Origin of the sequence: Streptacidiphilus anmyonensis, assembly GCF_000787855.1 — a bacterium.
GTDB lineage: Bacteria > Actinomycetota > Actinomycetes > Streptomycetales > Streptomycetaceae > Streptacidiphilus > Streptacidiphilus anmyonensis.
In genome coordinates this window covers 1-7,295 of the sequence record NZ_BBPQ01000133.1, presented here as the reverse complement: position 1 = coordinate 7,295, position 7,295 = coordinate 1, and the positions used below count along the sequence as shown (strand labels likewise).

Genomic DNA, 7,295 nt, shown 5'->3' with positions numbered 1-7,295 from the left:
AGAGGGCGCGCTTGCGGCGGGTGTCGCGGATGACGGTGGCGGTGCCGGTGATCAGGATGAGGCCCACCGCGCCCAGGCCCACGGCGAACAGCCCCGTGCGCTCGTCGCGCTGCTGCGCGGTCTCGCCGAGTTCGAAGGGGCGGGCCCGGACCGGCGCGGCGGAGGCGCCGCCGACCGGGCTGGGGTTCGGGGACTGCTCGGCGGGCGACTGGTCGGTGACGGCCGCGACCGGGTCGACGACGCCCCAGCCGACGTACGGGTTCCAGCCCGGGTCCGTGCGGATCGCGGTCTGCTCGATGCGGGCCGCGATCTCACCCTCGGACCACTTGGGGTACTCCTGCCGCAGCAGCGCCGCGACGCCCGCCACGTAGGGCGCGGCGAAGCTCGTGCCATTGTCGACGCACTGACCGCCGCCGGGAACGGTGGAGACGATGTCCACGCCGGGAGCGGCGACCGAGACGGACTTGCCCGTCTCGGAGAAGCCGTCCGCGCGTTCGTCGTTGCGGTCGGACGCGCCGACGCCGATCACGCCGGGGATGGCGGCGGGGTAGGTGGGCTGGTCCAGGCCCTCGTTGCCCGCCGCGGCGACCACGACGACGTCGGCGCTCAGGGCGCGTCGGACGGCCTGGTAGAGCTTGCTCGTCGGCGTGATGCCCTGGTACGGCCGGCCCTGCTTGTCCGTCAGGTCCTGGGAGATGTTGATCACGTCGACCTTCTGGCTGACCGCGTAGTCGATCGCGGAGGCCAGGCTGTCCTCCGTCGCGTCGTTCTGGCCGTCGTTCTGCCGGATGGCCAGGATCGTGGCGGCGGGCGCGATGCCCTCGAACCCGGTCTTGTGCTGCGGGTCGGGACGGGCGGCGATGACGCCGGCCACCATGGTGCCGTGGCCGACCGCGTCGGTCGTGGAGTCGCCGGTGACGCCCGACTGGCCCTTGAGGAAGTCCTGCCCGGCCTTCACCGCGCCCTGGAGCTGCGGGTTCTTGTCGTCCACGCCGGAGTCGATCACCGCGACGGTGACGCCCTTGCCGTTGTACCTGGCGTGCAGCTGGGAGAGCAGGATGCGCTGGAGCGCCCACGGCTCCCCGGGGATCGGGTCCGCCGGGAAGTGGCACTGCCCGTCCGAGGCGAGGGCCGCGGTGGCGGCCGTCGCGGCGCCCACCGGCAGCACGGGCACGGCGGTGCACGCGAGGGCGCCTGCGGCGACGGCCAGCGCGCCGCGGTGGAGCCTGTTCACTGCTGCACTTCCCCCAGTTCCCGGTTCGGATGTCGCGGACCGGACGTCGGCCGGACAGCGCTGCGCCGACCCGCGGGCAGCGGACCGGCGCAGCGTCAGATGGTCACCGTGTGGTGGATCAGCCCCAGAGCCCCGCGTTGCGGTTCTCGGTGGCCTGGTAGTTCTGCGCGGCGCTGTCGAGGGCGCCGGCGATCTGGACCAGCACGGAGTGCAGGTCGGCCGCGGCGGAGTCCCACTCACGCTGACGGGCCTGGTAGCCCTCCTGCGCCTTGCCCTCCCAGGACGCGGCGATGCGCTGCACACCGGCGCGCAGGTCGTCCAGCTGGGACTGGACGTTGGACGCGGTCTGGCGGACGTCGGAAGCGGCCTGGGAGACCGTTCCGAAGTTGACCATGATGTGGCCGTTGGAAGCCATGAGCTCTCCTCTTGGGGCAGTTCAGCTTGAAGCGTTCGACGGTGAAGCGAGGCCCGGCGTCAGCCGAGGGCGGAGGTGATCCGGCTGAGGCCGGAGTGCTGCTCCTGCTCCGTCTGCGTGTACTGCTGCGAGGTGTTGTCGATCGCGTCCTTGATCTCGCTCAGCACGCGGTTGAGCTTGGTGGCGTCCTCGACCCACTTCTGCTGGAGCTGCTGGTACGACGTGGCCGCCGTGCCCTGCCAACCACTGGTGATCCCGCTGACCACGTTGTTCAACCGGCTCAGCTCCGTCTGGATCTGAGAGTTGACCTCGGAGATGCGCGCCGAAAAGGCCCGCATCTCGTCGCCGGTAGTCCTGAACTGACCCGACATGTGCACCGTCCCCCATGAGACAGACCGATGGCGGTCGGGTGTCGTGCTTCGGATCCCCCGACCGGCACCACCTGAGCGGTGATGTCCCGTAGAACTCTAGTCCTCCCGTCCGACGGTCCCAACACCGACCTGTGGACAATCTGGGCAGGACACCGTCACGGACCCACCACCGTCGGCGGACAGACGGACCGTCAGGAACCCTGCTGCTGCGCGGCCGCGTCCTTGGTCAGCTCCGGGCCGGTCGGCACCAGCTGTGCCCAGCTCAGCGGCACCGGGAGGGGGTTGACCTTGCCGTAGCCCAACCGGGCGGCCGGGGTGTCGTTCTGGCCGTTCGCGCTGCTCTGGCCGCTCTGGGTCGCGTCGGCCCCGCCGCCGGTCTGGCCGGCCGTCGCCGCGCCGCCCTGGCCGTTCACGCCGCCGTTCGCGCCGCCGCCGTTGCCGTCACTGTTCATCTGCAACGGGTAGCGAAGGCCGGTGTCGGTGAGGAGGTACACCTTGCCGCCGCCGCCCGCGCCGCCGCTGACGGCCTGGAGCAGCAGACCGGTGCCCGGCGTCACGTAGACGCCCGCGGTGCCGGACGCCTGCGTCCCGGTCACCGGGTAGTCCTGGCCGAGCCAGACCCCCAACTGCGGCGCGCTCTGCCCCATCTGGCCGCTGTAGACGGCGCAGGCCGCCATCTGTCCGTTGGAGACGTTCAGGTTGGCCTGGCTGACCTCCAGCTTGGGCCAGTTGAAGTCCGACGCGAAGGGCGAGACGAGGTTCGAGTCGAGCAGCTTGAACTGGTTGGCGTCGTACTCGGCCGCGCTGCCGTGCATCGCCTCGACCAGGCGGCGGGCGAAGTCGGAGATGCGGTGCGGGCCGTCCTTCATCAGCACGTAGTGCAGCGTCGTGCCGTTGTCGGTGACCTTGAGCAGATCGCCTATCTTGTACTGGTTCCCGGCCAGGTCGGAACCGGTGTAGGCGTGGCCGAAGCCTGTCAGCAGGTCGTACGGCAGCGAGATCGGACTGCCCGCCGACAGCGTCTTCAGCCACTGCGTGGTCACCTGCTGCGGCACGCCGTCGGAGGGGCCGAAGACCGCCTTCGCCAGCAACTGGCCGCCCGGGTCCGCCTTGCCCGCGACGAGCTGGTGGTAGGACCCGGCCGCGTCCACCATGTAGCTGTTGCCGTCCGGGGTCTGCACGTACAGCGCCTTGTCGGGCGTGAGCCGGTTGCCGGAGACCACGCCGGCCTGGCTGCCGCCGAGCACGAAGAGCCGCTGGCCCACGCTCGCCGTCGCGTCCGCGCCCGAACGGTCGCACGCCGCCCAGGTCTTCGCCGCGCCGGCGTCCGCCGCCGTGGGCAGGCTGTCGGGGGCGTACGGGATGCCGACGGTCGCGCCGCGCGCCACCGACGGGGAGTTGAGCGCGGAGTCGTCGATGTACTCCACCCCGGAGTTGACGCTCAGCAGCAGCCGGGCCGAGGACATGTTGAGCACCGGGTGCAGCACGCCGCCCAGCATCACGTAACGGGTCGTCGTCTGCTTGTCGACGATGACGTCGTTGGCCTGGTCCCACCCCTTGGGGGCCGAAGGACGCAGCATGCCGTAGGCGCCGAAGGCCGCGACCGCGATGGCGCCGAGCACCAGTCCCGGCACGACCGCACGGACCGGCCGTGGCGCGTCCTCCACGCTCCCGCCGCCTGCCGGCCGCAGGAACGCGGCCACCGTGCGCTTGCGCGCGAACGTGTAGGCGCTGAGCTCATCCCGGCGTGAAGCCATCCCTTTGCTCTCCCCCGTCCTCTGACGTCCTCGGGCTGCCTCCGGGCACGGACCTGACCCGGCACCGCCCCGCGTGCGCTACGTACGGTACGGGTACCGTGTTGCGATCAGCCAACCGGACCCCGGCGCCTCGCCCCGGACTCCGCCTGTCGCGACGTCAGGGCGAGGCACCAGGGTTTGGCTTCGGCCCGCTTTTCCGGAAAGCTGCAATCGCCCACCGGTCGCGTCGTTCGCACGACCGATGCGGCCGAAACCAGCGAATCAGTTCATCGCGACACAGCTGACGACTCGAAGGGGTGCTCGGGGGATGCCCAGTCAGACCGCTTCGCGCCGCGCGCAGCGGACGCCCGCCGCGACGCCGTCCGATCACGACCGCGCCGTGCGCGACGCGCGGCCCGCCGCCACGAGGGCGACCGGCACGGCCACACCGCGCGTCCGACCGCGTCCGGGACGACTCGGACCGGTGCGGTTGACCCACGTGATCCTCGTCGAGGCCATCGCCGGTGCGCTGCTGCTCGGTTGGGCGCACGGCCGGGTCGCGCTCGTGGTCGGCGGCGTGGTCGGCGTGCTGCTGCTCGTTCCGGTGCTGCCGCGCTTCGGCGGCCTCACCCTCGTCGACATGCTCGGCGCGCGTGCGGCCTTCCGCCGCCGCGCCCGCCGGGCGTCGCTCGCCCCGCAGGGGCAGGACGTGGACCCGGTGCTGGCGCCGGTGCTGGAGTGCGAACCGGCGCTGCGTGTGGTCGCGCACTCCGTGGAGGCCGACGGCGGCGCGGGCCGGCGCGAGCGCCGCGAGATCGGCATGGTCGGCGACGGCACCTTCCTCAGCGCGCTGATCCAGGTCGAGGCCCCGGACAAGCCGCTGCGCCCGAACTCCGCCGCCTTCCCGCTCCCGCTGGCCATGCTCGCCGACGGGCTGCGCGCGGACGACGTGACGCTGGACTCGGTGCAGCTGCTGACGTACGCGCAGCCCGCGCCCGCCCCGCACCTGCCGGAGACGGCCCTGGCCGCCCGCGCCTACCGCGAGCTGCCGGCCGGCTCCACGACGCCCGGCCTGCGGCTGACCTGGGTGGCCGTCAGGCTTGACCCCGAGCTGTGCCTCAGCGCGGTCGCCGCGCGCGGCGGCGGCGAGACCGGCGCCCGCAAGGCGCTGCAACGCGGCGTCGACCAGCTCGCCTCCCGCCTGACCGAGGCCGGGCTGCGCGCCACCGTGCTGGACGCGAGCCAGGTCACCGCGGCGATCGGCACGGCCACCTGCCCCAACCCCGTCGCCGTCACCAACGGCCGCGGCGGCGCCGGCAACCCGGCGGGCGGCCAGTCCGCGCCGCGCCGCAGCGCGGAGACCGCCAAGGCGTGGAAGTGCGACGACCGCTGGCACCGCAGCTACTGGATCGGCCGCTGGCCCTCGCTCGGCGCGGAGAGCACCGCGCAGCTGGTGGACCTGCTCACCGGCACGCCCGCGCTGGGCAGTTGCTTCTCGCTGACGCTGCGCCCGGCCGGGGCGGGTGCGGTCGCGCTGCAGGGCCACGTCCGGGTCACCGTCCGCGGCGAGAGCGAACTCACGGCGACCGGACGCCAGTTGGAGACCCGGGCGCGCAGCGCCGGGATCTCGCTGGTGGGGCTGGACATGGAACAGGTACCGGGCGTCCTCGCGACGCTTCCGCTCGGGGGGACTCGCTGATGGCCATCTCCACGCCGCGTAACGCCGCGCCCGCCGACCACGGCTCGGGCACGGGCCTGCTGGGACGCGCCCTCGCCGGGTTCGGCCTGCCCGGTCCGCGCCGTGAGCAGCATGTGCTGACCGTCGACCAGCTCGGCGCGGTCGCGCTGCCCGTGGGTGGCGACGGCGTCGTGGTGGGCGTCGAGGGCGACGGCAGCCCGGCCGTGCTCGGCCTGTTCCGGCCGCGTCCGTACCACGTGGTGCTGGTCGGCGGCGTCTGGACGGCCCAGCTGATCGCGCTGCGCGCGGCGGCGACCGGCGCGCGGGTCGCCGTCGAGACCGGCCGCGGCCAGGCCTGGAGCCCGGTGGCCCAGGCGGCGGGCGGCGGCCAGCCGTGCATGACCGTGCACCCCATCGGCCGGCTCGGCCCGCAGGGCGCCTCGGTCGCCGGTCCCGTCCTGGTCATCCGCGACGCCGGCCCACGCCCCTCGCGCACCCGGCTGTCGGCTGCGCCCTGGCAGGCGATGCTGACGCTGCTGCCGTATCTGGCGGACGGCGCGGACCGCTTGCTGTCCCAGGCGGACCTCGTCGGCGTGCAGCGCGTCGCGCCGCAGGAGGCGACGCAGATCGCCCGGGTCCTGGACCTGCCGGCCCAGGAGGCGGCGGCGCTGCCCAACCTCGGTGACGGCGTCACACTGTGGACCGACCGCCGCACCCGCACCTTCGTCCAGGGCGGTCCTACCGCCGCCGAGGCCCATGTCCTGGGCCAGGCACGGCGCGTGGACTGAGTCGCCGGACGGGTCCGCGGGGGGCCTCGGCCGCAAGCCGGGAAGGCCGCGGGGCCGCACGGGTTCTGACGTCGGCCGCACCCGCGCACGCTGGGCGTGCACGCCGCAGACCGCGCCGGACGGGGGTCCCGGGCGGTCAGAAGGGGCGGCTAGTCTGAGAGTCCCCGAGGCGAACGAGAGGCGAGCTACTGTGACCAGCGATCGCGACGACGTCTACGTCGGCGACCAGGCGCCGGACGAGGACGAGGAGTGGTCGGACGCGCCTGACTACACGCCTCCCGCCTGGTACATGCAGAACGCGCCGCAGGTGGGCGCGCAAGCCCCTCCGCCGACCCCCCATCAGGGTGGCTATCCCGGGAGCCCGGCACCGCCCGGGGGTGAACCTGGTGCACAGCCGGGTGCACAGCAGCCCGGCTTCGCGCCCCCGCCGGGCCCCCCGCAGATGAGCGGTACGCCGCTGGGCACGACGCCCGCGCCCGGCTTCCCCTCCGCACCGACGCCGCCCGCGCCTCCGGTCGGCGTCAACCCGGTTCCGGCGGCGGGTCCTGTCGCCACGCCAGGTGTCGGCGACGCTGCGCACGCGGCGGGTGCGCCGGGCACCGCTCCCTCCCCCGGCTTCCCTGCCGCGCCGACGCCTCCGGCGCCTTCCGCGGGCCTCAACCCCGGCCCGGCGCCGGTCGGTTCGTCCGCTGCCGGTGGGCCCGTCACTCCCGGCGCTCCCGGCGCGCCGGAGCAGCCCGCGGCCGCCGGCACGGTGTCGTCCTCCTCGGGCGAGGACCCGGGCCTCGCCGCCTTCGCGCCCCGCCCGCCCGCCTCCCCCGAGACGCCCTCGCACTCCGGCGCTGTGGATCCGGGCCTCGCCGCCTTCGCACCTGTCGCGCCGCCTGCCTCCGTCGAGCCGGCAGCGCCCGTCGGGCCGACCGGGCCGGACGCGCGGTCGGTCGCCGCGCAGGAGCCCGCTGCCGACGTCGCACCCCCGCCCTTCCCTGACGCCGACTCCGGGACTCCGGCCATGGCCTCCCCGGCCGCCCCGGTCGCTCCGGCTGCTCCGGCTGCTCCGGCCGCCCCGGTCG

The 7,295-nt window shown here is 74.2% G+C and carries 6 protein-coding genes and 1 pseudogene; 3 read left to right on the top strand and 4 right to left on the bottom strand.

Annotated elements, in window-relative coordinates:
* The 4 genes from mycP to eccB form a co-directional block, all read right to left on the bottom strand.
* Nucleotides 1-1,234: type VII secretion-associated serine protease mycosin (gene mycP, locus TR50_RS41810; protein ID WP_042435821.1), on the bottom strand; the 1,234-nt coding region annotated here is incomplete at its 3' end.
* Between the two features lie 118 nt (nt 1,235-1,352).
* Complete coding sequence (locus TR50_RS41805; RefSeq protein WP_042435818.1) at nt 1,353-1,649, bottom strand: WXG100 family type VII secretion target; 297 nt, start codon at nt 1,647-1,649, stop codon at nt 1,353-1,355.
* 59 nt (nt 1,650-1,708) lie between these two features.
* Nucleotides 1,709-2,020, bottom strand: coding sequence for a WXG100 family type VII secretion target (locus TR50_RS41800; protein WP_042435815.1), 312 nt, complete (start codon nt 2,018-2,020; stop codon nt 1,709-1,711).
* A gap of 191 nt (nt 2,021-2,211) precedes the next feature.
* Nucleotides 2,212-3,777: a type VII secretion protein EccB gene (gene eccB, locus TR50_RS41795; protein ID WP_042435812.1), complete on the bottom strand. Its 1,566-nt coding sequence runs from the start codon at nt 3,775-3,777 to the stop codon at nt 2,212-2,214.
* Between the two features lie 307 nt (nt 3,778-4,084).
* Here eccB and eccE point away from each other — a divergent pair, with 307 nt between their 5' ends.
* The 3 genes and pseudogenes from eccE to TR50_RS41780 all read left to right on the top strand — a co-directional run.
* Complete coding sequence (gene eccE, locus TR50_RS41790; RefSeq protein ID WP_042435808.1) at nt 4,085-5,455, top strand: type VII secretion protein EccE; 1,371 nt, start codon at nt 4,085-4,087, stop codon at nt 5,453-5,455.
* Nucleotides 5,455-6,222: a hypothetical protein gene (locus tag TR50_RS41785; RefSeq protein WP_236654822.1), complete on the top strand. Its 768-nt coding sequence runs from the start codon at nt 5,455-5,457 to the stop codon at nt 6,220-6,222. The genes eccE and TR50_RS41785 overlap by 1 nt, the downstream gene beginning before the upstream one ends.
* Before the next feature lie 190 nt (nt 6,223-6,412).
* Nucleotides 6,413-7,295: pseudogene (locus TR50_RS41780) on the top strand (hypothetical protein); the annotation flags it as partial.

Bases quoted from the DNA above. Each gene is read 5' to 3' on its own strand.
- TR50_RS41800 (WP_042435815.1), bottom strand. From the start codon at position 2,020: ATGTCGGGTCAGTTCAGGACTACCGGCGACGAGATGCGGGCCTTTTCG.
- eccE (WP_042435808.1), top strand. From the start codon at position 4,085: ATGCCCAGTCAGACCGCTTCGCGCCGCGCGCAGCGGACGCCCGCCGCG.
- eccB (WP_042435812.1), bottom strand. From the start codon at position 3,777: ATGGCTTCACGCCGGGATGAGCTCAGCGCCTACACGTTCGCGCGCAAG.
- TR50_RS41785 (WP_236654822.1), top strand. From the start codon at position 5,455: ATGGCCATCTCCACGCCGCGTAACGCCGCGCCCGCCGACCACGGCTCG.
- TR50_RS41805 (WP_042435818.1), bottom strand. From the start codon at position 1,649: ATGGCTTCCAACGGCCACATCATGGTCAACTTCGGAACGGTCTCCCAG.